We start from the raw sequence: 23,457 nt of genomic DNA on the forward strand, positions 1-23,457 counted from the left end.
TGAAATGGTCAACTCGCTCGATACTGGTTGCCCGTGGCCGGGGTAGGGTTGGTTTACACCTTCACACGCCGGGTGCAATACGGCAAACCTTAACATGCCCACAGTTGGGCAGGGAACACCGGCGATGCCGGGGAAGGAGTTCGAAAGCGATGTCAAGCAAGCTACTGGCGCGAAAAACCCGGAGGTTCCCCGGATTGCGGGCAATCTTTGCGCTGTTGCTGCGCGAGATGTCCACAACCTATGGCAAATCACCCGGCGGGTATCTCTGGGCGATCGCAGAGCCGATCGCTGCGGTTACCCTTCTTTCAATCGTGTTCTCCTTCGCGTTCCGCAAACCACCGCTCGGAAATGATTTTGCGCTGTTTTACGGCACGGGCTTCATACCGTTCATGCTCTACAACGATGTTACACGGAAAATCGGGGTGTCGATCCGGTTTTCCAAGCAGCTTTTGGCTTATCCCAGCGTGACATTCGTTGATGCGGTCCTGAGCCGGTTCATCCTCAACTATCTGACGCAAGCCATGGTCGCTCTGCTGTTCATGTCCGGGCTTATCGTGGCGCTTGGTGTGAACGCCATTCTGGATTGGGGGGCGATTGCGCAGGCGATGGGAATGGCCGCGGCAATCGCATTGGGATTGGGCATGTTGAATTGTTTCCTGATCCACATGTTCCCGGTCTGGGACCAGATCTGGGGCATCATCAACCGTCCTGCGTTCATCCTGTCGGGAGTTCTGTTCGTGGTCGACGAGATCAGCGAACCGTACCGGACGATCCTGCTGTTTAACCCGATCGCGCATATCATCATGGAATTTCGGGCAGGGTTCTTCGTAACCTATGATGCGGTCTTTGTATCGCCGGCCTACGTTTACATGATTTCGGCAATTTGCCTGTTTTTCGGGCTGTTGCTGTTGTCGCGTTACAATCGCTATATACTGAATGAGGCGCCATGACGCCGTCGCTTCACATTCCCATTTGCAGGGGGGTGTCCGGATTGGTAAGGGATCGTGAAGCCGCATCCAGGACCGTCAATGTCACTTTTTTCGAAGTTTACCGCCCAACGTATCGCCCGTTTTGCGCGCCTTTTCCTCCTGAAGCCCAGCGAGCAGCGCTATCTGACCGAGGCGTCAAAAAGCGGTCTCTTTGACCCGATCTACTATCGCGGAGCCTATCCGCACATCCATCCGTTCTATCACAGGCTGCCGCTTCGCCATTATATCGTATACGGCGAGAGAATGGGCTTTCGACCAAACCCTGATTTTTCACCCTCCGCCTATCTGCGTTACAATCCCGATGTGGCGGCGATTGGCGTTCCGGCCTTCGAGCATTGGGTCAGGGGGGGGCACAAGGAAACCCGTGTCCACAAGGAACTGCCAGAGGTGGTGGAAGTCCCGCAGACAAAAATGCCGGTTTTGCGCGGTCACGATACGGGCGGAACCGCGCCCTACGCCATCGTCATTCACATTTATTACCCCGACCTGTGGGAGGAGTTCCGCGAGACGCTCGAACAGGTAAAGATCGATCACGATCTTTACATCACAATCACCTATCGCGGTGACGAAACTGACGACTTGGCCAGCAAGATCAAGAAACAGTTTCCAAACGCGCTGGTGGCGTCAATGCCCAACCGTGGCCGGGACATCCTGCCATTCGTGCATCTGGTGAATTCCGGCATGCTGGACAGCTACAAAGCTGTTGCCAAGTTTCACACCAAGAAATCCCCGCATCGCGAAGATGGCGATAAATGGCGTCGTCATCTGATTGACGGGATCCTGCCAAAGCAGGGCCTGCAAGAAAAGCTTGATGCCTTCGTTGCGGATGACAGTGCTGGCTTCTGGGTGGCGGATGGTCAACACTTCACTGGTGAGGAATGGTGGGGTTCGAACTTTGAGACGACGCGCAGCCTGATGCGGCGGATCGAGGTCACCGTCGACCATGACAAGCTGTCGTTTCCCGCCGGGTCGATCTACTGGGTCAAACCCCTGCTGCTGGGCATGATCAAAAGCCTGAAGCTTAATGAAAATATCTTTGAACCGGAACAGGTTCAGGTTGATGGCACGCTGGCCCATTCGATCGAACGCGCATTGGGCTTTTTATGTGCCGCCACCGGGCAAAAGGTGGTGCAGGCCAGCCAGATTGACCCGAAGGCGCAGGTCAAGCGACCCGAGCCGCCGGAATATGTCAGCGCCTTCTACCTGCCGCAATTCCATCCTATCCCGGAAAACAATGCATGGTGGGGCAAGGGTTTTACCGAATGGCGGTCCACCGTATCGGCCCTATCGCTGTTTCCGGGACATCTGCAACCAATGCTGCCCTCTGATCTGGGTTATTACGATCTGCGCGCGACCGAAGTGATGGGCGAACAGACAGAGTTGGCCCGAGACGCAGGCATCGACGCGTTCTGCGTCTATCATTACTGGTTTGACGGCAAGCGGGTGCTGGAGGCACCCCTCGACAAGCTTTTGGAACAGCCAGAGATCGACTTTCCTTTCTATCTATGCTGGGCAAATGAAAGCTGGCGTCGCAACTGGGATGGGTTGTCCGGCACCGTGCTTCTGGAACAAACCTATGCCAAGGGTTTTGAACAGCAACTGGTTGAGGACAGCCTGCCCTATATGCGCGATCCGCGCTACCAACGTCCCGATGGCACCCGGCCCCGGTTTGTCATCTACCGTCCCGAAGATATGCCAGACCCGGCTGCAAGCATCGCCGCGATGCGCGACGCGTGGCGCGAGGCGGGTATCGGCGAGGTCGAGCTGGGGGCTGTCTGTTTCCACGTCTCCGGCGAAAATCAGGTCGCGGACGATCTGTTCGACTTCTGGATCGAGATGGCCCCGCATGGCATGGTCTCGGGAAGCGATTACCTGTTCGGCGGTCCCGACGGCAACAAGCTGGGCTTTGAGCCAGCCGAAGGTTTCGAGGGCTTGATCTACGACTATAACGCGGTGGCTAATAACTCTACCACGCCAGCCTATTACAAGAAGTTGCCGAAAAACACGATCTGCGGTGCGATGCCAAGCTGGGACAATACGGCCCGGCGCGGCCGCATGGCCCATATCGCCTATGGTGCGAATCCTGGCTCGTTCAACCGTTGGCTACCCCAACTTCTGGAGAAGCGCGTCCCGAATTCCTACCGGAAAGAGCTGTTTCTGAATGCTTGGAATGAGTGGGCCGAAAAGGCCGTTCTGGAGCCTAGTCAAACCTTCGGGACACTGTATCTGGACGTTTTGAAGCGTCATATCGGGGAGTAAAAGGATTGTAGTCTCGTCCTGCAAAGCGACAAGCGTAAGCTAACGCACATCACTGTGCAGGGCGTGCGGGCGATATGATGTCAGGCCAGTCGCCCCAGCGCGAGCCAGACATCATCCGTGTCGTGGCGTTCGATCTTTATTGTTTGCCGGTGCCAGAGAAGCTCGACATTCCGCCTGTCCAGTCGGATCAGCGTTTCGGCAGGGATTGCACGCAACACGGTCAGGATCGGCGTATCGGTCAGCTTTGCCACAACTTCCAGAACGGTCCACGCCCGCAAAGCTGACTCTGGGGACAGCGTTGGCAAGGCGCGCAGGATCACGTCAGGGAGGTGTCCGCCGCGCGGTTCTGCGTCAATCGCGACCGCGTCGCCTGAGTCGGTGTCAGGCACAAAAACCAGCCGGGTTCCGCAGGGCAGATAGGTGGCGGGGCCGGGGGTGGCGGCCGCAATGATGCGCCCGCCCGCGACTTTCAAAGATAGATCAGCTGGTGATCCCGCCATCGACGAACACCACCTGACCCTGCATGTTGGTCGTTCCAGAAATCACCATATCAACGACCTTGAAGATGTTCTCGTCATTGGACAACGATCCCGACGGCGTCCGACGCTTGATCGTGTTCAACTGTTCGGGGCGCAGGACAGACGACATCTCGGATTCGAAGAAACCGGGGGCCACGCAGTTGATGAAGATGCCTGCCTCGCCCACTTCACGCGCCAGCGCGCGGGTCATCGCGTCCAGATAGCCCTTGGAGCCGGCATAAACCGACAGGCCCGCATAACCGCGAGAGCCACAGATCGACGAGATGTTGCAGATATTGCCGCCGCCCTGAAGCATCATGCGCTTGATCGCCGCGCGGATCAGAATGGTGGGGCCGACAATGTTGATGTTCACGATTTGCTGGATGGTGTCCAGATCCGTGTGCATCAGCAGTTGGTCCTGACCAATCGCCGCGTTGTTCACGATGCTGTCCAGCCGCCCGCCGAACCTGTCGCAGACCTCGGCCACGAAACCGTTGACCTTGTCGGCATCCACGGCATCGACCGAAGCAAAATGAAAGCTGTCACCGTACTCCTTGTCCAAGGCGTCCATTTCCGGAGTACGCGTCCGGGCAAAGGTCGCGACCTTGTTGCCGTTCTTCAGAAGCTGGCTGACCAGATGCAGGCCCAGCCCGCGAGAGCCGCCGCTGACGATGATGTTCTGTCCGTTGGTATGCATGTTTTCGTTCCTTGGTTCAGCTCTTCAGACTTGCGCGCATGGGAACGCTGTCAAGAAACTCCCACATGCGCGGCACGGCGTATTCGGCCAGCCCTTTGCTACAGTATTCGGTCAGGTCGCGCTCGGCAGTTGTCGTGTCGGCACCTTTCGTCAACACCACTTTCGCCACCGGCAAGTTGCCCATCAAAGGCGCGCGGCGCGCAGTGACCTGCGACCAGACCACATTTGGGTGTGCGTTGAGATAGGCCTCGATATCCGGAGGAAAGGCTTTTTGGCCGCCCACGTTTATCATCGTGTTGCCTGCACGACCGCAAAACAGAAACCGGTCGCCACGACGTTCGACAAGGTCGCCAGTATCAACCCAACCGGAAGCGTCGGCCTTGTTGGAATAGGGCGAGCGGATATAGAGCCGATCTTCTTCGACCTTCACACCGATGGCGCGGGCGGGATCGGTCAGCTTTGCGTCAAACCCGGCCTTGCCATCCGTCACGACAATCGCCGCGCCAGCCTCGGAACTGGCATAGATGTGGCGGATCTTGGCCTGCGGGAAAATGCCGCCCAATTCGTCCAGAATGGCCTGATCGACAATCTCACCACCCATGGAGATTGACGTCAGCGGGGCGGATTGTATCAGGTCGAAGCCGATATTCATCAGCGCATGGCGCCAGAATGTCGGGGTAGAGGAGATCGCGGTGATCTGCCCGCTGCGCAGCGCGGTCTCAAAGCTGGCGGCAAGGTCGTTGAAATCACCGCAAACCAGGTTCTGGCCGGGCTTGAACAGCCCAAGTGCCACCATCTGGAACCACGCGTAGCTGCCGATCTGGTAGGGCAGAAACCATGTGTTCGCGGGCAGTTCAGCCACCCGGTCGAAAGTGTTGAGCGTATCCCAACTATGCGGGATCAGCTTCAGCAACCCGGTGGTGCCGGAGGTCAGCACCGTGACGCGACCCGGCTCCAGCGTGTCGCCCGCGTGTTGTGCATCGCCCATGACAGTGACGGCCGCCCAATCGAACAGGGCCACGCCGTTCTCGGCAAAGCGTCCCGCCACCTCGGGCGAGACGCGGTGGCGTTCCACCACGCCGTAATCCAAGCCATGCGTCAGCCCGTAGATGATCGCGCCGAACGCCTGTTGCATCGAGTCGACCACAAAGACCACGCGCTGCCCATCGAACCGGTCAGGTGCACCGATCCGGGCATCGGCATTTTTCAGCAGGGCGGTCCAGCTGGACTGACCATCTGGAAAGGTGATCGTGTTGTTATGGGCGACGTCGGGCATGGTTCAGGCCGTGGCTTTCTCGAAGAAATCCAGCACGTCCTTGACCGTGTCGATGTTGCGCATAGCCGCGGCATCGAAGGTCAGTTCGCGGCCCAGCTTGGTTTCGATCCGCAGGGCAACTTCGGAAAAGTCGAGGCTGCGGAAATTGGCGTCGCGGGTGGCAACGGTTTCGTCTGTAATCGGCTCGCGCCCCTTGTTGGTCATCACAAGGTTCATCGTGTCGAGGATTTCCTGGCGTTCCATTTACTCAGTCCTTTGGAATGGTTTGCTTACATGGCCGCCAGCAGTGCGGCCTCGATTTCGGTGCCAAGCGCCTTGATCCGGTCCTGTGCGTGGTCCGGATAAGCGTCGGCGAAATGCTTGTGCCACGGGTGGCGCGTACGGGTGGCCATATGCATGGCAAAGTTCACCGGCCCCTCGATTCCGTTGCGGCCAAGGATCTGGCCGTCGGGAATTTCGCCCTCGGCCAGCGCCCCCGCTGCGATCAGGCAGCCCCGGCCAATCCGCGTTCCGGGCATGCATTGCGCGTTGACGCAGACGGTGACCATGTCCCCGATCGTCACCGGGTCGTGGATATGACTGGGCGGGAGCGGATCGTTCATTGTTGTGGTCAGTGAGAACAACCAGACAAAATCCCCAATCTGCGTGCCCTTGCCGACATGGGCGTAGCCGTGCAGCCGGGTGAAATCGCCGATCCGGCAGGTGCCTTCGATGTCCGAGAAATTGCCCACCCGCAGGTTCTCGCCAATCTGGCTTTTCTCACGGATGACGATGTGATGCCCGGTTTCCAGCTTCGGCCCGATGGTCGAGCCTTCGTAGAGCACGGAATGTGACCGTATCGTTGCCCCGGCGCCAAGGCGCAGCGGGTCGTTTTCGCCCGGTCCGGGATGCCCGAGGATGCAGAAATCACCAATCGTGCAATCATCGCCAATCTCGGCATTGGCGTAGACACGGACGCCTGCGCCGAAGCGCACGTTTGCGCCGATGCTGGCCTTGGGATCAATCATTGCATCCATATTTTCTTCGTCCTTAGAAGCGTCTTTTGCGTCGGATTGGTCTGGCCACCCATTACCGCAGGGCCGGACCTTTGACAAATCCCGTTTCACTGCATGTCAATTGCGATCCCAGACGTCGAGCAGCAGTTGTTGAAACCGGGTCGAGTAGTTATCGACGTCAAAGAACGGCATCTTGCCGTCGTAATTGCTTAGCCGGTCGCCAATTGCGGTGCGCGTTTCCGCTGAGCGCCCCAAATCGGCGGCGATGCGGATGAAATCATCTTCATCCTTTGCCACCAATTCATTCAGCCCGACAGATCCAACCAGGAACTGGTCAATGGACCGGGACGACACACGTTTCGTCACCACCACGGGTTTGGCCTTGTCCAGCGCCAGTGTCACGGTCGTCGCCCCGCCATGCGGCCAGGTGGTCAGATAGACATCGCAGATCTGCACAAGGTTGCGGGCCTCTGCCAGCGTCAATTCGTTGGTGATGACGATATCTTCGAGGCTGAAATCTTCTTCGGCCGCCACGCGCCGCAGACGTTCCCAGAAGATGTTGGAATGCAGGTTGCCGGACCACCCCGAGTTGAACGGAGCCAGCACCAGCTTGCCATTTGGCACCTGCGCCACAGCGCGCATATAGGCGCGCAGGCAGGGCGCGCGCAGACGGTCGACCGAGCTGCCATTGTAGAACATCACATCATCGTCGCGCAGTCCGATTGTTGCACGGTCCAGCACCGTGCGCGTCTCCTTTCCGAGACCGAACGGATAGCAGATCGACGTCGGATCCAGGAAAATCGGTGGCTCCATGATGTCGGAATAGGAAATTTCGTCGGATGTGTCGGGACAGCTTGACGTCAGAAAATGATCGAACGCGCCGACAGAGGTTGGCAACGGGTTCACCGTATTAGAGGAAATCTGGATCGGTGCCACCCGGTGCGAGATCAGCAGATCCGCCGTTCCAACCCCGAAATGCGTGGAGTTGGCGAGGATGAAAATGTCCAATTCGTCGCTGCGAAGCTTGTCCACGATATGCGCCGTGCCTTGAACATAGCGCAGCAGACGGCGTCCGGACAGCACTTTGTCAAAAGCTTCGTCAAACGCCTTGTCGGCTTTCACAACGCGGTCGAAATGGTCGATCGTGTAGGCGTAAATCTCGAACCGATCAGTATCGAAATCACGAAACAGCGCGTAAAGCGACTCGCTGTCCGGGCCTTTCTTCAACGTCCGCGCCAAAAATCCGACACGGATTTTGCGAGTTGGATCATTGGCACGGGCCGGGGGTTGATAGGGCGGGATTTTGCGAAGTGTGGGATCAAGCCTGCGGATCAGGTCGATCATTTTCTTGCGCTTCTCAAGAAGTGGCGGCGCATCAATTTCGGCCACATAATATTCGCCCAGATTGATTTTCTGCACAAGATCCAGAAGACTTTTCTGGATTGGCGCGATTTGCGGGTCTTCAAGCAGCTCGCAAATCCAGTCGATCAGATCCGGGGTGAATTTGCCATATCGGGCCTCGTCCTCTTCGGTCAGCAGAACCGGACGGTTGAGCAGGATGCCGAGATAAAATCCCAGTTCATAACGCGGCATTTTCGCGATCTGCGCAGGCGAGAGCAACGGCAATTCATGCGGCGAAAGATACATCGTCAGCACTGCGATGTCCCGGAATACAGTCACGCCCTCGGCTGTGGTCAGCGATTTCAGACAGGTGTCAATCAACGCTTTGTCGGCTTCGTCACGTTCCAGCACCGGATAGCCCAGCCAGATCCGGAAATGCGGTTGCGCCATGAAAACCGTTCGGCAGATCGTCTCGCTATCCGGCGCGGCGTTTTGCGGGTGATCCCCCTTGCCCTCGCCCGTCTTGGCGGGGCTGAGGTAATCGAACAGCATGCGTGCGACATTGCTGCGCGATTTCCGGATGGCAGTGATTTGCGACGCCCCAACGGCATGCGCAACGATGCCGAATGTCGACAGGGCGGTCTGATAAAGTTGCAGGTCCTCGATCAGTCGGCTGTTGAGGCAATCAATCAGCTTTGCTCGTATCGGCATCGGAAGCGTCTCCGCTGGTAAACACACAGAAAAACAGAGGTATATGGCTCAGCTTTGGCAAGGCTTAGCTAAACCGGTGGTTGATGACAGCCTTGTAAAGGATAGGGGGCAGGGTCGCAGTGCCGCTGGTGGGGTTGATAAGCGCTGCGCATGGAATCCATTGCAGATCCAGCCCGAACAGGGTGGCGATGTTGTGCCAACTGTTATGGTCCTGCGAGTCGTCAAGATTGCTGATCAGGTAAATTCGCGTTCCCAGCCGCGCCAGCATCAGGGCCAGCCCGGCCAGTTCGGCTTCACCGATGACAAGGGTGCGCGCATCCCCGATCAATTGCGCGGTGTCGGCAATGCTGCGATGGGCAAGGGATTCGGTGTCGAACCCGGACGCCCCGAAAAGTGTGCTCACGTCGTGCCAGTTGGTGATCCAGTTCGGTGCCCCACTTTTGCTGAGAACAAGATCAGACGGGCGCTTGGATTGCGGCCTGTTTATATAGGTCGCTTGCAGGACGTCGCGGGCGGCTTGCAGTGCATCCATGTTCAGGAAGCTGTCGGTTTCTTCCCCCTTGCCCTTGTCAGGCGCGTTTACATAGGCAACAGGCGGGGTGACGATGGTCAGACGCGTGACGTTGGTGACATGCCCACGCCGAAGGATCGTGATACGGTTATCGCACAACCTGCGAAGCACCTCGATGCAACGCGAATCCATGGTCTCATCAACCAAAAGGCGGGCGCGCGGGGGCAGGCCGGTCTCAAGCAGGGCCATCAAGGGCCCGATCACATCAATCGCCCAGTTGCCCTGCGGCTCATTTGTCGTACGCAAAAGCACGCCATGGGCAATCGTCTCGGTCCCGACATCCGCATAAGACCACCGCACGCAGTCGCCTTGAGCTTCCACGCCAGTCAGATCTTCGGGCCACGGGGTCTTTTGGCTTTGGTTGGGGGCCTGGGGTAGCAGGACCTCGTTGGTTTCAAGATCGATCATGCCAGGATAACCGCCGACAACGGCCACTTTGCTCATTTCATGGACATGGATGGGCTGGCTTTGGTTGCGAGTCGTGTGGGTCGCAAAATGTGCCCAGCCCAAAGACCGGGGCTTGTCGAAAAACGCAGGCTGCGGTGCCGTGGAAATCTCTGATGGATAGATTCGGGACGGTGCGGGCGTGTATGTTCTCCAGCGGGTCAGCAGGGTATTGGCAAAGTGGTTCGTTGCGCCTTTCGCAAATGGAAATCGCGTGTGTGCGCCGGTGATCGCGTCGGCCATCGCACTGTCGCCTTCGCTGATCGCGCGGGACAGTTGCAACTCTACCGCGTCGCGCAGCGGATGGGTGTCTGGCAGGCATAACCGGTGCTGAAAACCATCGCGGGCGAAGGATTCCATTGTCGAGCGACCTTCAGTCTCCCATTGGGCGCGAGTCTTGATGGCAGAGGCGACAAAGTCGTCGCGCGGCTTGTCGCCGCCACGGCCGGCCAGATAGTAGGTGAGCGGGTGCAATGGTTCCTGCCACAAATGCGGATATTGCTGAAGTACAAACTCGGTATCGAAAAGCGGATGCGGATTGATATGCTCGCCCATGGTCTTCCATTCGTGGAAGAAGATGTTCAGCGCCGCGGACGAATTGATACGGAACCCGTGTTGCCGCGACAGGAAGTCATTGGACACCATTGCATGAAAATCCAAACCCTCGGGCATGCCATGACGGTAGTAGTGCAACAACGCCTTGGCGTTGGCGGGAGGGCGCGCGATATGCCGATAAAAAATGGGATCAAAGGCGGTATGCGTCTTTTGGGCAGCGTCGGGCGAATAAAGATAATATAGCAGGTCGGGCACCTGCGTCAGCGTCTGGCCGCAATTGTGGGAAAACAAGGCCCGATCAATCAGCGTGCAATAAATGCGGCTGCCTCGAATCTCGGCATAGCCATATTCAAGATAGTGACGCAGCGGATCAACCGCGGCATCGCGCACATCCGGCGAGCTTTCGAAATAGCGCGCCCCGTCAAAAAGAGGATGTGTATGTGCAGGGTCCGCGTGATTGCGCTCTGCATACCATGTCAGAAGGTCGGTGCCTTCGGGGGGGAGGCCGCTGTCGGCAAGCCAGTCTGTGTCCAGAAGTGGGTGAGGCTGCAATCCGCGCAACTGTCCGACCCGTAGGTAATGCAGCAACGGCACGTTCCAGTAACTATCGTCTTCCAGAACGAACAAACGATAGAAATCGTCGTCAAAATACACCGAGAGATTGTCACCGGGGACGCACGCCTCTTCGGTGATTGTGGTCAGAGTTGCCTTGATGTCCTGTTTGTGGAACTTGGGCGAACAACTGCGCTTGACCAGATTTACAAGCCAGTCCACTTCCGCTTGTTGCAGCTTGTGGTCCGGTTCGGATGGGATGTCAGGGCTGTGATGGTCGGCTTTGACCGCATTGGCCAAGGCCGTCCTGAACACATCGTAGCCAAACTCTTTGGCGAAGTGCTCTTTCGCCTGGACCCGAAGCGTTTTCAGCCGCGTTTCGTCCAGATTGGCAACAAGCTGCCCCAACTCATCGGGCGTATCCCAGATCATGACGCCGGGCGGGCAATAGACCAGTTCACTGAAAGCTTCGAAGGGCTGGTTATGCGCCGCGACGGCGATACCGTGGGACAGGGCCTCGATCAGGGACATGCCGCCGCCAATCGGAAAGGTGCAGACAAACAGGTCGGCCGCGTATTTTTTCAGGAAAGTGGCCAGAGAAGGATAGAATGCGATGTGCAGGAAGCGATCTTCGTCGATTGTGTGGCGGCGCAGTTCCTCGCGGATCGCAATCAGATCGGCGGGGTAAAGATCGCCGATATGGACATGTACCGCATCGTCGCGCAACAGCAACTGGCTGACGATTTCCTTGTACTTCACCGGATAGCTGAACGGCGGGAAAAACTTTATCCGGTTGCCGATCGAGACGGAGATGAACCCGGCATCATCAAGCGCGGTTTCCTGAGCTGCCGTCAGCGCGGGCACGTCGTCGGTAAATTTCGCGGGAGACAGCGGAATGTAGTGTTTTCCCCGGGATCCCGGCACCGCGAAATCATCCACCATCGAACGTTTATGCGCGAGGTAGATGCAGCCGGCTTGAGCAAGCCCCAAAGTCGGCCGAATGTCCGCATGGTGGTAGAAAAACACATCCGGACAGGTGCGGCGCTGCATGCGCTTGAGCAGCGTTTTTTTGGGGTCTTTGCGGCCCCGGTTGATCGCGGCGACGGCTGTTACGGCTGCCACGTCGTGCGGATGGTTGAACAGGTGAATTTCTGACGGACGATTTTCCCTGGCGACCCAAAGCACATCGCCGATGGCCTCTGGCAGGGTTTTCGTCGGGTCCAGAAGGATCACCTCGACGTTGCTGTCCGTCAGGCCGGGATATTTCCAGTTGACTGTATTCAGGTCAGTTTCGCCGCCATCAAACTGGGTCACCAGAATGATCACACGGCGGCCCCTGTTGGCGCGCACGAAATTGGACACAAGTGCGGTGTGCCCGCCGGTCGGGTAAAGTTGCGTCGCAAGCAACATCACTGTTTTGTTGTCTGTGCGCTGCTCTGGCAGGATGTAGGCGTCACGTTTGGACAGGCGGCGACACAGCTGATCGCCGAAACTTGCCAGCCGGTTGACCTGATCGCCCTCGACGTATTCAGGATCGGGCGTCATCGTCCGCATCGCGCGGGCGATACATCGCGCGGCTGCGTCGTCATGGCCGTAACGTTCGTATAGCGCGGCCAGGTAAAGCAGGTCGCGCTGTTGTTTCAAATTCGGTGCCATTGGGGGCCGGTCCGTCGTCAGCTTTTGCTCAGCACATGTTCCATGTCGGCGAAGTCCGCCGCATAGATCTGCCGTACCAGTTGTTCAGTTTGGGGCGTGACAAATTTCTCGAAACCCGGAAATTCCTTGTGGTCGATGCAGGCGAACTTGTGGTCGGCATAGTTTTCGCCGTCAAACGCGTCGCCGTCATAGCTGGCGTGATGCAGCGCGCTGATATGGGTAAGGTTATGCGCCACGCGGGCCTTTAGTTCTGCATCTTCATCTGTCGACGTGTCGACATTTCCGGCATCACCAAGACGCTGATCCAAGTGGTCGATCAACTCGCCTTCCATTGCGTCCAGCAGGATGTAGTCGATGCGTTCACGTCCGACGACATCCTCGACGGGGTGGTGTTGCTGGCGGAAATGGATGTCGCAGTTGCGAATATCCAGTTGGCTGAGAAAGTTCAGGAACGTGTTGTAGGAAAACCCTTCCGACGCGTCGATGCCCATCTTCTGTTCCACCTGCACCCGAGTGTCATCGAAGCGCAGCGCATGACGATAAGAGCTGACAGACCGCCGGAACGGATCGCGCATCACCTTGACGTATTTATACTCTAGGTAGTTGGCAGCGGCGTCGGCGAGCCACGCTTTGTATGTTTGCGATTTGACCAATACGTCGCCGCGAAACCTGTGCGACCACTCGCTGTAGAAGTTCGCAGCGTAAAGCAGGCCAATGTCGCGCAAATACCACGTCAGAACGATGTTGCTGGCAACCTTCGGTGTCCAGATGATGGCATAGCGCTTGGTGCCATTGATCATCGGCAACGGGGGATGCAGGAACAGGTTGCGGTTCTGTGACATTGGCGGAATGTTTCCTCGTATTTTCTCGTGCCAACTGCGGCCTGCTACGCAGCGCTTACCAGTAGTGGCTCTTGTTTTCGCGGTAATAATCAAAGGTACGGCTGAGCCCATCCAGCAACGTTGTCTGCGGTGCCCAGCCGGAGATCCGCTTGATCTTTTCAAGGCTGGGGTAGAAGTCGCCGGGTTCCTGGATCTTGCGCTCTTTCGAGAATTCGGCAGGCTCCCAGCGGCCAGTCCCACCGGCTTCGACGATCGTGTCGGCAAGCTGGCCAAAGCTGAACGGCCTGTCGCCGCCAAGGTTGAACGCCTCGCCATATGCGGCTTCGGTCTGGGCGCATTGCATGATCGCGTCCACGCAATCGCCGACATAGAGAAAGTCGCGCAGGATCGAGGGGCCGAAAATCTTGACGGTATCGCCGTCGATGATCTGGCGCACGAACCAGTTCACAACGCCGTAGCGCGGATGTTTCATCTGCGCCCGTTCGCCGTACAGGTTCGAGATCCGCAGCATGATCGACTTTACGCCGTAATTGTCATTGTAGATCGAGGCGAGCTTTTCTGCCGTCAGGTTGGTCAGCTCATAGACGCCCTTGGGATTGGTCGGCGCATCTTCGGTCACGGGCAGGTTGGTGACCGATCCGTATTGCCCGCGCGTGCCGGTATAGACGAACCGGGCTTCGGGGTTGAACTTGCGCACGGCCTCCAGCACCACGGTGGTGCCGACGACGTTGAAATCAATGTCGATAAACGGGTTGGTCTGGCTCAGAATATGATCAACCTGGCCAGCCAGGTGAAAGACGAAATCCTGCCCTTGCACCAACTGGTTCATCGCCTCTGCATTGGTGACAGACGTCTTGTGGATTTCGACCTTGTCCTCGATGCCCTTGAGATTGAACAGGTTGGCACCATAGTCGGGCAGCATGTTATCGACTGCCGTGACCTGCACGCCTGCATTGACCAGCCCGTGCACAAGATTGCTTCCCGTGAAGCCAAGTCCGCCCGTGACGAGCGCTTTTTTGCCGTCCCAGTTACTCATGAGCTTGCAACGACCTCGTTCACCATATCGGCCACATATTTGATGTCATCATCGTCTAGCGAGAAGTGCAGGGGCAGCGACAGGACCTGATTGGCGGCGCGCTCGGTCTCGGGCAGGTCGCCTTCCTTAAGGCCGAGGAATTCAAAGCTTTCTTGCATGTGAACCGGCAGCGGGTAATGCACCAGCGTGCCGACGCCGCGTTCTGCCATCTGTTCCTTCAACCAATCGCGGCGCTCGGAGCGGACCACAAACAGGTGGTAGACGTGGCTGCAATTGTCACGCGTGACGGGCAGGGCCAAACCGTTGATATTGGCCTTGTAGCTGGCACCGATGCGCTGACGATATTCCGTCATGTCATCCAGACGCTTGACCTTTTCGCGCAGGATCGCGGCCTGGATCTCGTCCATCCGGCTGTTGCGGCCCATCATCACCGAATAATAGGTGGCACGCTGTCCATAGTTGCGGGTCTTGATGCACTTGTCCGCCAGATCGCTATCGTCCGTGGTGATCACGCCCGCATCGCCATAAGCGCCAAGGTTCTTGGTTGGATACAGGCTGAATACCGCGACATCGCCATGCGTTCCGACTTTGCGCCCATCGAACAGAGCACCATGGGCCTGGCTGCAATCCTCGACCAGCGCCAGCCCGTGCTTGGTGCAGATCGCCTTCATCGCGGTCAGGTCAACCGGATGGCCATACAGATGCACGGGCATGATCGCGCGCGTGCGGGGCGTCACCAGGCTTTCGACATGTGCAGGATCGATGAGGTACGTCTCGGGATCGATATCGGCGAAGACCGGTGTGGCACCTGACTGACACACGCCGACCGCCGATGCGATGGCCGTATGCGCGACGGTGATGACCTCATCCCCCTGACCGATTCCAAGCGCATTCAGGGCAATCTCTATCGCGTCCGTACCGTTGGCCACGCCGATGGCGTGTTTGTTGCCGTTGAATTTGGCAAATTCTTGCTCAAACCCTTCCAGCTCTGGGCCCAGGATATACCAGCCCGACTCCAGAACCCGTTTTACGGCGTCCTCTATGCTTTGGCCAAAATACGCATGTTGGCCCTTCAGCTCATTAAACTTGATGTTTTTCAAGGCGGCCTCGCAGCGTAGATAGTTGATTACGTCCCAGTGTGGTCGCGTTATCGCAGGTTGAGCCATCTTTGCAACGCGATATTCTGCTGTCTGAGAGCGCCCGCAAAAGAGCATCAAGGACTTTGCACCACAACCATAGGCACAGTGCTGGCCGAGAGCCGTGGCCAAGAGGGCGGCAAGTCGGAAGGTAAGTAATTCATTACTGTGATCGGTTGCCTATGTGGTGTAGCATTCTGTCAGAATAGATGCTGTCCGGATCGGGCCAGTTTTTTAACAAAATTTCGCGCTCGGCTCATTTTGGGCAGTAATTTTTTTTGAGGCCCTGACTTAAGGGCGGCGCAACTTTGAAAGGAACCAGATTATGGTCACCACTCCACTTGAATGGCTCTCCGAGTTTCAGGTCAACAATGGCTTCACGACCGATCAGTATTACGACAGCGACATTACGCAGCTAAGCAACGGAAACGTTCTGATCACCTGGACGACCGGCGACGATGCCGGTGCCGGCTCGCCGAACGGGACCGACATTGTTGGCCAGATATTCGACCCGCTGGGCAATGAGGTCGGCGGCGAATTTCGCGTCAACACGCTTCGCAACGCCGACAATGAAGGCAGTCCCTCGATCACGGCAATCGACGGTGGCGGTTTCGTCATCACCTATCTCGATGCCGAAGTCATCGGTGGGCCGCCAGTCGTCTTCAACTACGATATCATCGCCGAAACCTACAACGCCACCGGCGGCTATGTGCGCGGTACCACCGTGCACAACAACACCAACAACGAGTTCCAGTTGACGCCGCAGATTGCCTCTCTGTCGGCCACCAATTCCATGGTGACCTGGCTGAACACGACCAATGGCGACATCATGGGGCGCACCTACAACCCGTCCACCGGCGCTTTGGGCACTGAATACGTCGTCGCGAACCTGGCGACCGGCAGCGGCGAAGGCGTGACCGGGGTCGAGATCGCCGCGCTGGAGCAAAGCAGCCGCTATGCCGTCAGTTATGTCGATGTCGATTCGGGCAACGATCAGGTCTACCTGCAAACCCGCTCCGCTTCCGGGGCACCTATTTCTACCGTTTTGGTCGATAGTGGGCTGGCCGCGGCGCGTGACACCCATGTGACAGAGCTGTCGAATGGCAACCTTGTGGTCAGCTGGACGACCGACGGGTCCGGTGGCAGCAATTCAGGTGTTCGCGCGCGTATCTATACCTCGACATTGGCACCCGTCACCGGTGCCTTCACGCCGGCCACCAGCGTCGCCGGCAACCAGGAAAACACGGCCATCGCGGCGGTGGGCGACAATGGTTTTGTCGTGTTCTGGTCTGACGACGAAACCTTCGACCTGCACGGTCAACGCTATTCCAATACCGGCGCGCGGATCGGCGTGGAATTCGACGTCGAGAACTTTGGCGGTACCACCCTTGACCACCTCGCCGCCGTCGGGCTGGAGGATGGCCGGGTGCAGATCACCTGGACTGCGGAATTCTCCAACGGCAGCGCCGATGATGTTTTCAGCGCGATCTGGGATCCGCGCGACAGCAACGAGACCAACGATCCCGCAGATGCCAATGGCTATCAGGTTGGAACGCAAGAAGCGAACACCATCACCACGACGGCAGACACCCTGTACGTTGTGGGGCATGGCGGAAATGATCGGATTATCGTCAGCCCGGCCGAGGTGAACCCGGCGGTCCTGTTTGACGGAGGTGCCGGGACCGATGCATTGGTGCTTGAGGCCGTGTCCGGCAGTTGGGACTTCCGCGGCGAGACGGTCCAGAACTTCGAAGAACTGGAATTTGCCACCGCGTCGAACCCGACGATCAACCGATACGCGTATTTCTACGACACCCAGATTACGCAGTTCGGCAGGTTCGATTTCGATTCCGACAGCAACACGTTTGAGCGTCTCTTCGTTGATATGTCGTCGATGACCACGCTCAACCTGTCCGGGGTGATCATTCAGGATCAGGGCGCGCAGGACTACACCTATATTTATGGCGACTCGTCGAACGAGAACATCACCGGCACCACGGGCCAGGATTCGATTTGGGGCGGCACTGGCGATGACACGCTGAACGGTGGCAGTGGGGATGACACCATCCTCGGTGGCACAGGTGCTGATTCCATGAGTGGCGGGGCTGGCACCGACACGCTCTACCTTGCCAGTGACGCCTACGCGAGTGGCATCACTGTCAATCTGGGGAGCAACTTCATCTCGGGCCCCGACACGATTAGCAGTTTCGAGAACGTCACCGGGACCAATATTTCCGCGTCGGGCGACAATCTGATCGGCTCTACCGGAGCCAACCACATCATCGGCCTTTCCGGCAACGATACGCTCACTGGGCTTGCCGGCGTCGACACATTGGAAGGTGGGGCAGGCAACGATCTTCTGATCGTATCGACCTCTGCGGATGTCAGCGGTGCCAATGTCTTTGACGGTGGCTCTGGCACGGACACATTGGATTGGCAGGGGCTGGGCCTCATTCAACTCTATGATGACAGTCTGCGGTCGATTGAAGAGGTGGAGTTCGGCAATTTCGACACCACGAACATTCAACAGGTTCGCGTCAACGCCGATCAGTTTGGTGTCGCCGGGCTTAGCACCACGCTTCGGATTGACGGTTCGAACGGGGGCGGGGATGACTGGTTTGTCATCTACACCAACGGCACGAGCGGCTTTGATGCGTCCGGCTTCACGTTCCAGGACTGGCAACTCGCCGACGACGACCGTCTCTTCATCATTGAAAGCGGTGCCAGCGGCGATGTGACACTTACAGGATCGACCGGTGACGACTCGATCGTTTCGTATGCTGGTGACGATACGCAGTTTGGCGGGCTTGGTGACGACACCTTGAGCGGCGGCAATGACAATGACGTATTGAACGGGCAAGAGGGCAACGACCTGTTGCTCGGCGGGTTTGGCAACGACGCGTTGTTTGGTGGCAATGACCACGACACCTTGCGCGGCGGCAGTGATGACGACACGCTGACAGGTGGCGAAGGCAATGACTTGATCGTCGGCGACAGTGGCAACGATTCAGCCAGCTACTACAACGCCGATGGCGCTGTCACGGTCAGCCTGGCGAACCTTGGTGCACAGTTTACCGGAGCTTGGGGCACCGACACCCTGTCGGGTATCGAGAACCTGCTGGGTAGTGCAACCTACGGTGACAATCTGACCGGCGATTCCAACGCCAACATGATCTACGGCTATGGTGGCAATGACACCATGAACGCGGGCAGCGGCAACGACTCGCTGTTTGGCGGTAACGGCATGGATCAGCTTTACGGCGGTCTGGGCAACGATTCGATCCTTGGGTCGGGTGGCAACGACACCGTGTCCGGTCAGGGCGGCAATGACTGGCTTGAAGGCGGTGCGGCCAATGACGGCGTCTATGGCGGTGCCGACAACGACACCCTGCTTGGTGGCACTGGCAACGACACGCTGGCCGGTGGTGCCGGATTTGACGTGGCCCATTACGCCACCTCGTCGGACGGTGTTCAGGTGCGCTTGGCCGTGACCACGGCCCAGTTCATTTCGTCAAATCAGGGAGCGGACACGATCTTCGGTATTGAAGGTGTGATCGGCTCTGATCACGATGACCGGTTGTTCGGCAACAATGCCGCAAACTATTTCGCCGCGGGTGATGGCGAGGACCGGGTCTACGGTGGTGGCGGCAACGACACGATGGATGGTGGCGCAGGCAATAATGACTTCCTGAACTACTACTTCTCGTCCGATGCCGTTAACTTCAGCCTCGCAAATCAAGGCGCGTTTCAGTTTGTCAGCGCAAGCCAGGGCACGGATTATGCCACTAATTTCGAAAACCTCCTGGGGTCTTCGAATGGTGACAACCTGGACGGCGACGGCAATGCCAACGTCATTCAAGGCTATGCCGGTGCCGACAATATCGACGGCGCGGGCGGTGACGATTACCTGAATGGCGGAGGTTGGAACGATACCGTGCTTGGCGGTGACGGCGACGATACCGTGCTTGGTGACTACGGCAATGACTTGCTTGGCGGCGGTAACGACAATGACAACCTTGCCGGCGGGGCCGGTGACGACTCGATCTACGGTGGCGCAGGTGCCGACCGGCTCAATGGTGGCACCGGGGCGGACATGCTTTACGGTGGAACGCAGGCGGACGTGTTCATCTATACGAATACCAACCAGTCAACGATCGCGACCCGCGACATCATTCAGGACTTCGTCAGCGGTGTTGACGAACTGAATCTTGCGGGCATCGACGCCAACACCACGGCTGGCGGAAACCAGGCGTTTACCTATATCGGGAACGGCGCGTTCAGCGGTATAGCTGGCCAGTTGAACTGGGTCACGTTCGGATCCACGACCTGGGTGCAGGGCGACACTGACGGCGACTCGAATGTCGATTTCAGCATCCAGCTGAACGGCGTGACGTCGCTGGTTGCAGGCGACTTTGTGCTCTGATCCAAGTCAGGTATCAATAGTGAAAGGGGCGCGGGGGACCGCGCCTTTTTTATGTCAGGCGCCACGCGTGATCTGACTGGTACGACCGGTTTCTCAAGTGACCATTCCGAAGTTTAGCTAAAAGCCAAGCATTTGAAGATGGCTGATTCACTCTAGGCTAATGCCCAGCACTCATCTTGCTGGCAGGTCTGGAGTGAGGGTGCGAAAATGCCGGTATTCGGAAGCGGTAAGGTCGTGCGTGGGCTTGGTGGCTCCGCCGGGTTTGGGGAAATGGAAATGCAGCGCGGGGACGACTTGGCGCTGCGGTTGAATTTGTCGAGCGTCTTCCCGGACGGATTGAATTATTTCGGAACGCGGTACGGCGTTTGGGGTCTGTTTGTGAACACGAATGGTACGCTTTCCTTTGGAACGCCATTCGCGTCTTATCCTGACGTCGGCAATCGCAGCGTCGCTCGGGACTTGATTGCCCCGCTATGGTCGGATGTGGACACACGGATTGACGGCGAAGGCACTGAAAGTGGCAGCATATGGATCGACCTGGATGCAGTTCGTGATGTGGTGACGATCACCTGGGCCGATGTTGGTGCTTACCGAAGGAATGCGGATCAGACAAACCTGTTCCAAGTGCAGCTTTTTGACAGAGGCGGCGGCGATTTCGATCTGGCGATGCGTTATGAAAGGATCGAGTGGACGCAGGGAACCGGCACTTATGATGATGGCGGCCGAGCGCTTCTCGCGGCGCGAAATTTGACGAAACCAGAGTGGCTGTCGCCTTTTGGCAGCAGCGCCGCCTTGATGGACCTGCCGGATACCGTGGGAAACACCGGTGTTCGCGGGCTTTGGGTCTATGAAATGCGAGACGGCAACGTGACTGATCTGGGAACCGTTGATGGGGTCGAGCGCACCGGAACAGTTCGGGACGATGTTTTGGAAGGCACCGCGTTTGATGACAAGCTGACCGCGCTGGGTGGGGATGACGTGCTGTTTGGTGAAGGCGGGTCCGACTATCTGTACGGCGGTGACGGGTCGGACACGCTGGTTGGTGGCGGCGGAGATGATTTCATTTTCGCCGGTGACACCTCTGCCGATCTTCACGACGTGGTTTTTGGAGGCGACGGCAATGATCTGGTAGAGGCAGGCTATGGAAATGACCTCGTCTACGGGGGAAATGGCGATGACGATCTCAGGGGGAGCTACGCCATTGACACGCTGATCGGGCAAGACGGCAACGATACGTTAACCGGGGGCGCATTATCTGACTATCTGTACGGTGGCGCAGGCGACGATTTCATCAATGGCGGTGTCGGCTATGACCGGCTCAGAGGGAATGCCGGTGCCGATCGTTTCTACCATGGTGGTGTCAAGGAGCATCGCTGCGACTGGATCCGCGATTACTCCCAAGCGGAAGGCGACATGCTGGTTTTTGGCTTAAAGAACAGGTCGCCGCTGTTGTTCCGGGTGAATGTCGGCGAAACACCCGGTGCCGGTGAGGACGGTGTACCCGAGGCATTTGTCGTCTATCGCCCGACCGGCCAGATTCTCTGGGCCCTGATCGATGGTGGAACACAAAGCAGTGTGACCTTGTTCATGACCGGGCAGGAATACGAGCTGTTCCTGTGAACGATCGCGCATTGGTGGGTATTGCATCCTGAGCGCGTAGAAACTGCACCTATAGAATGGCCTGCCAATGACTGTTTTCGCGACCTTGTTGCCAAGTATAGACCTGAGCCGCAAGTTCCCTTCACGCCAACCGGTCAGATCCTTTGGATTCTGGTGGGTGACGAAGATCAGGACGAGATCAATCTACAGACCGACGGAATGCGTTTGACCTGATGGGCGAGTATGGCAACTCTTGTGTGTTTGGCCCAGGAGGTCGGCGTCAGAAAATGAAATCACTGTCGACCCAAGTATCCGGATCGATGGGCTGGCCGTCCATGCTGTGCACGCGCAAATGCTGATCCTGCCAATGGATGTCGACGCCATAGGGCCGTTCGCGCAGGTACAGATCCGATATGTCGTATATCATGCCCCAGTCATCCAGATTGATAATGTCGCGACCGTGTTCGAAATCCGTGATCGTGTTGCGCACGCCATCGCGCGTCAGAACAAATGTATCCGCGCCTGCGCCACCTGTCAGACGGTCTTCGCCGGTTCCGGCGATCAGCACGTCATCACCCGCGCCGCCATCAAGCCAATCCATGCCACCGTTTCCGATCAGCAAATCGTCGCGTGCGGAGCCTGTGATCCTGTCTCGGCCATCGGTGCCGATATACCGTCCGCCGATTTCGGACCGATCCAGCGTCAGTTGAGTGATGCCTTCGCTCCCGGCCCCCGCGACAAAGATCTGCTGGTCGTTGCCAACCTGCGCGGTCCCGATAGCCGTAACATTTTTGATCGTCCAGCCGTTGTGGTTTTCCAACGCGTGATGGTGAAACAATTCTCCGCCCGGCAGGACCTCCAACAGGCTGATACCATCATCAGAACCTCCCGCCAGCACAAAGCCGCGCTGGCCGACCTCGAAACTGGCCAGCGCGTCCGTATCGGCGAAACGGGTAAGAGGGGTGTCGATCATGTGGTCGGCGATAAAGAACACCCCCATGTCGTTCACCCGGACCGATGTCAGGGAGTTGCTGGTCGTGGACGCGGTGATGACGAAGGTTTGACCTTCCACGCTGACGCTGGCGATTGAATCTATGCCAGTGACCCAAAGCCCGTCTTTGACACCCAGCGTATCGACAAAGCGGCTGACCCCGTTCCCGGCGACGCTGTAGCTGGACAGCCCGTTATCAGAAACCGAAGCCGAGATGAGATAGGTGTTGCCGCCAGCGGTTACAGGCAGCAGATCGACCACATCTTTGGCTGTGGATTTGGGGGTATCCGTATGGGTGGACCGGTGCAAAACAGTGCCGCTCTTTGCGACTTCCCATAGCTGAATGCCATTATCGTCATGCGCGGCAGTTGCGAAAAACTGGCGCGCACCGATATCGAAGGCGGTGATGCGGCTGATCTCGGACACGTCTTCCGGCAGACGTAATGCCCCTGCCGAAGACATCTGTGCGGTCGGGCTGAGCGCCTGAAGGTCGACGCGCGCCCCGCTATGCGCGACAGACAGCATACTGGTCTGGTTCCCATGTGACATGATCGTCATGTCGCTGGTGGCAAATGTCTGCCCCAGACCATTGATGACCGTATCGCCGCGCCGCACCGCGCCTTGATCCTCGCGCAGTTCGAACACAGTCGTTGTGCCGGTGGCAGATGAGGCGGCATAAAGCCACGTTCGCCCGGCGTTTTCCAATACTTCGAAGGCGGAAACCAATGCCATCTGATGTGCTGACCCAAAGGCCATCACCTTTTCAAATCCGAGCTTCATTATAGCCACCCACCTAAAACGTGCTTCCACGAGCGGTCAGGGTGGCGCAGCAAGGGTGTTGTGTGCGGGCGAAATTCCGGCAAAGT

General features: G+C 57.8%; 15 protein-coding genes. 4 read left to right on the forward strand and 11 right to left on the reverse strand.

Annotated elements, in window-relative coordinates; all coding sequences use genetic code 11:
- The first annotated feature begins 149 nt into the window (after nt 1-149).
- The gene (locus DMZ65_RS05350; RefSeq protein ID WP_084350595.1) at nt 150-950 is read left to right on the forward strand and encodes an ABC transporter permease; all 801 of its coding nucleotides are present in this window, start codon (nt 150-152) and stop codon (nt 948-950) included.
- Nucleotides 951-1,028: 78 nt separating this feature from the next.
- Nucleotides 1,029-3,248, forward strand: a complete 2,220-nt coding sequence (locus tag DMZ65_RS05355; protein ID WP_116597873.1) for a glycoside hydrolase family 99-like domain-containing protein — start codon at nt 1,029-1,031, stop codon at nt 3,246-3,248.
- A gap of 80 nt (nt 3,249-3,328) precedes the next feature.
- Here DMZ65_RS05355 and DMZ65_RS05360 read toward each other — a convergent pair whose 3' ends face one another.
- The 10 genes from DMZ65_RS05360 to DMZ65_RS05405 all read right to left on the reverse strand — a co-directional run bounded on the left by DMZ65_RS05360 (nt 3,329) and on the right by DMZ65_RS05405 (nt 15,542).
- Nucleotides 3,329-3,748, reverse strand: coding sequence for a hypothetical protein (locus DMZ65_RS05360; RefSeq protein WP_116597874.1), 420 nt, complete (start codon nt 3,746-3,748; stop codon nt 3,329-3,331).
- Entirely contained in the window at nt 3,729-4,463 is a 735-nt protein-coding gene (locus DMZ65_RS05365) for an SDR family NAD(P)-dependent oxidoreductase (RefSeq protein WP_116597875.1), read from the reverse strand. The genes DMZ65_RS05360 and DMZ65_RS05365 overlap by 20 nt, the downstream gene beginning before the upstream one ends.
- 16 nt (nt 4,464-4,479) lie before the next feature.
- A complete protein-coding gene (locus DMZ65_RS05370; RefSeq protein WP_116597876.1) occupies nt 4,480-5,739 on the reverse strand; it encodes an AMP-binding enzyme in 1,260 nt (419 codons plus the stop codon).
- A 3-nt stretch (nt 5,740-5,742) separates the two neighbouring features.
- A complete protein-coding gene (locus DMZ65_RS05375) occupies nt 5,743-5,982 on the reverse strand; it encodes a hypothetical protein (RefSeq protein WP_198662629.1) in 240 nt (79 codons plus the stop codon).
- A gap of 26 nt (nt 5,983-6,008) precedes the next feature.
- On the reverse strand, nt 6,009-6,755 hold the full coding sequence (locus DMZ65_RS05380) for a hypothetical protein (protein WP_084350585.1): 747 nt from the start codon (nt 6,753-6,755) through the stop codon (nt 6,009-6,011).
- Between the two features lie 96 nt (nt 6,756-6,851).
- Complete coding sequence (locus DMZ65_RS05385) at nt 6,852-8,786, reverse strand: O-linked N-acetylglucosamine transferase family protein (RefSeq protein ID WP_116597877.1); 1,935 nt, start codon at nt 8,784-8,786, stop codon at nt 6,852-6,854.
- 64 nt (nt 8,787-8,850) lie between these two features.
- Nucleotides 8,851-12,564: a glycosyltransferase family protein gene (locus DMZ65_RS05390; protein ID WP_116597878.1), complete on the reverse strand. Its 3,714-nt coding sequence runs from the start codon at nt 12,562-12,564 to the stop codon at nt 8,851-8,853.
- 17 nt (nt 12,565-12,581) lie between these two features.
- Entirely contained in the window at nt 12,582-13,406 is an 825-nt protein-coding gene (locus DMZ65_RS05395) for a sulfotransferase family 2 domain-containing protein (RefSeq protein WP_157960564.1), read from the reverse strand.
- 55 nt (nt 13,407-13,461) lie between these two features.
- Nucleotides 13,462-14,442, reverse strand: coding sequence for an NAD-dependent epimerase/dehydratase family protein (locus DMZ65_RS05400; protein ID WP_116597880.1), 981 nt, complete (start codon nt 14,440-14,442; stop codon nt 13,462-13,464).
- Nucleotides 14,439-15,542 carry a DegT/DnrJ/EryC1/StrS family aminotransferase gene (locus DMZ65_RS05405; protein ID WP_198662630.1) on the reverse strand — a complete coding sequence of 368 codons (1,104 nt, stop codon included), beginning with the start codon at nt 15,540-15,542 and terminating at the stop codon, nt 14,439-14,441. The genes DMZ65_RS05400 and DMZ65_RS05405 overlap by 4 nt, the downstream gene beginning before the upstream one ends.
- A 361-nt stretch (nt 15,543-15,903) precedes the next feature.
- On the opposite strand from DMZ65_RS05405, the gene DMZ65_RS05410 reads away from it, so the two are divergent.
- Nucleotides 15,904-20,001, forward strand: a complete 4,098-nt coding sequence (locus DMZ65_RS05410; protein ID WP_116597881.1) for a beta strand repeat-containing protein — start codon at nt 15,904-15,906, stop codon at nt 19,999-20,001.
- A gap of 207 nt (nt 20,002-20,208) precedes the next feature.
- Entirely contained in the window at nt 20,209-21,621 is a 1,413-nt protein-coding gene (locus DMZ65_RS05415) for a nidogen-like domain-containing protein (RefSeq protein ID WP_116597882.1), read from the forward strand.
- Nucleotides 21,622-21,880: 259 nt separating this feature from the next.
- Here the strand turns inward: DMZ65_RS05415 and DMZ65_RS20000 are convergent, their stop codons facing one another.
- Nucleotides 21,881-23,323 carry a calcium-binding protein gene (locus DMZ65_RS20000; RefSeq protein WP_157960565.1) on the reverse strand — a complete coding sequence of 481 codons (1,443 nt, stop codon included), beginning with the start codon at nt 23,321-23,323 and terminating at the stop codon, nt 21,881-21,883.
- Between the last annotated feature and the right edge of the window lie 134 nt (nt 23,324-23,457).

This window comes from Primorskyibacter marinus, from assembly GCF_003313245.1.
GTDB lineage: Bacteria > Pseudomonadota > Alphaproteobacteria > Rhodobacterales > Rhodobacteraceae > Primorskyibacter > Primorskyibacter marinus.